Source organism: Novosphingobium sp. BW1, from assembly GCF_008107685.1.
Classification (GTDB): domain Bacteria; phylum Pseudomonadota; class Alphaproteobacteria; order Sphingomonadales; family Sphingomonadaceae; genus Novosphingobium.
Genome location: NZ_VIRF01000107.1, coordinates 1 through 1,655 on the forward strand (window position 1 = coordinate 1; position 1,655 = coordinate 1,655).

Consider the following 1,655-nt stretch of genomic DNA (forward strand, 5'->3'; position numbering starts at 1 on the left):
GGCAGCCATCAACCGCTTCATCAAAGAGCACAACGAGGATCCGCGTCCCTTCGTCTGGAAAGCCGACCCCCACGACATCATCGCCGCTGTCAGGCGCGGGCACCAAACGTTGGAATCAATCCACTAGGGGAAAGCGAAGAGGACGCTTGGCGTCGCGCGTCGGACGTAATGGAGGCCTTGCGCCTCAAGGGACTGGAGCAGCGTGCCGAGATTGCCAAGGGAGATGGGGCTGCATCTACCGGAATGCGTCTCGAGCCTCGCTTGGCAACGACGAAAGGTGGCTCCGGGAAGAACGAGATGCATGCCTTAGCCGGTGGAGATGAGCCGCTTGATACCTGCCTGTGGACAGGGATCACGAAAGCGTCGATCGATTTTTCCACGCCCACCTTGCCGCCTGCGCTTGTCGGCACCGTAGAGCAGGTAGCCGACGCGATGATGGAATACTATCGCCTGGGTATCAGTGGCTATTTGCTCCGCGGGTTTGATCTGTTCGGCGACATCGCGGAACATGGCCGTGAATTGATCCCATTGCTACGCTCAAAGGCCGCACAGATCGACATGGTATCTGCAGGTGACCTTTCCGACGTTGTTTGAAAAATAAATCATGGTGCTGATTGATGAGGCGATTGAAGCTGAGGCTCGCTGCAGGTGCGCTGATCCTGCTTGGTAATGCACTGGATTCGCAGATTGCGCGTTCAAAGGAGCCGATGATTGCAAAGGAGGAATGTGTTCCACATTCGACTGAACCAGTCAGTCCGATCGATCCTGCAGCGGCGGCCTTCACGGTTGCCCACCTTTATGGAGGCGAGGATGGCGAATCCCATCTGGAGATGCTTCCACTTCCTCGAACCGGAGGCAAGGAGGGGCGTAGTGTACAGACCCGGCTCTATGCCACCGATGTCGAGATCGCCGATACGTTGCCTGGCGATTTCATTGATTTTCATGGCGTATCTACGCCGCGTTTTCTGATTGTCCTCGCAGGCAGCCTAGAAATCGGTCTGGGCGACGGCTCAAAGTACATATTGTCAAAGGGAGATATCGTCTTGGCAGACGATGTCACGGGACATGGACACACCTCCCGAACAATCGGGCCAACCCCTTTGCGGGTAATGACCGTGCGCTTGCCTCACGAAAACAGTCTTCTTCCTAAATTAAATCCTTGCCCTGAAGGAATGCCTGAGAGTGACTGTGTAAGTAGAAATTTATCTATTGAACGAACTCACTCCCAAGGAAATTAATTAAATCTCCTTTCGAGTGCATTTAGTGCCGAGGATGATTTATACCAACCTGCGCTGGGGCTGGCTCACTTGGGGATTCCCACTTGGGCGAAAGTCTGACTCAATAGCGACCTGCTTCAGGAGGACGCGATAGTGGGGCGAGCGGTCGGATTGCGGAAGGATTTTGACGGACCGGCGCTTGGGCGACTGGCACGGAGCTTCAAGAGCGCACCGCAGGCCCGGCGATTGCTGGCACTGGCCCAGATCTATGATGGTGGTCGCCGGGGCGAGGCGGTCGAGCGCGGGCCGAGCCCTGCGATCCATGGCCTCGTGCGCTGGCGGCTGATCGACCTGGCGCATGGGCTCTACGAAGAGTTCGCGGTGTCGCTCGACGAGACGAGCGTCAGCCGCGAACTGACGAAACTGGGCTATGCGAAG

2 protein-coding genes and 2 pseudogenes are annotated in these 1,655 nt (G+C 56.8%); all 4 read left to right on the forward strand.

What is annotated here, in order from left to right:
- Positions 1–127 (forward strand): annotated as a pseudogene (locus FMM79_RS20115) (IS630 family transposase); the annotation flags it as partial.
- Positions 128–177: 50 nt separating this feature from the next.
- Entirely contained in the window at positions 178–594 is a 417-nt protein-coding gene (locus FMM79_RS20120; protein WP_162528571.1) for a hypothetical protein, read from the forward strand.
- Positions 595–626: 32 nt separating this feature from the next.
- Positions 627–1,238, forward strand: coding sequence for a cupin domain-containing protein (locus FMM79_RS20125; protein ID WP_148629306.1), 612 nt, complete (start codon positions 627–629; stop codon positions 1,236–1,238).
- A 225-nt stretch (positions 1,239–1,463) separates the two neighbouring features.
- Positions 1,464–1,655: pseudogene (locus tag FMM79_RS20130) on the forward strand (winged helix-turn-helix domain-containing protein); the annotation flags it as partial.